Origin of the sequence: Prevotella sp. P5-108 (assembly GCF_002251385.1) — a bacterium.
Taxonomy (GTDB): domain Bacteria; phylum Bacteroidota; class Bacteroidia; order Bacteroidales; family Bacteroidaceae; genus Prevotella.
In genome coordinates, this window is sequence record NZ_NPJJ01000060.1 from 1 (window position 1) to 255 (window position 255).

The following is a 255-nucleotide window of genomic DNA, read 5'->3' on the forward strand; positions in this document are numbered from 1 at the left end:
AAAGAAACTGGGCGCAGTTAAGCCCACAGGTTAATTGAACGCCGAGTCAGACAGTCCTATAGCTCAGTTGGTTAGAGCGCCACACTGATAATGTGGAGGTCGGCAGTTCAAGTCTGCCTGGGACTACGCATCGACAAGATGACCGATAGAATGCTACTCTCAATTATGGGGGATTAGCTCAGCTGGCTAGAGCACCTGCTTTGCAAGCAGGGGGTCAACGGTTCGAATCCGTTATTCTCCACACCGGGGCATGTC

Annotated in this window: 2 tRNA genes; both read left to right on the forward strand. The window is 51.8% G+C overall.

The annotated features are described in order from the left end of the window. Positions 1–52 precede the first annotated feature (52 nt). Positions 53–126: transfer RNA gene (locus CIK95_RS11860), tRNA-Ile, on the forward strand. 41 nt (positions 127–167) lie between these two features. Beyond that, positions 168–241, forward strand: a tRNA-Ala gene (locus tag CIK95_RS11865). Positions 242–255: the final 14 nt, after the last annotated feature.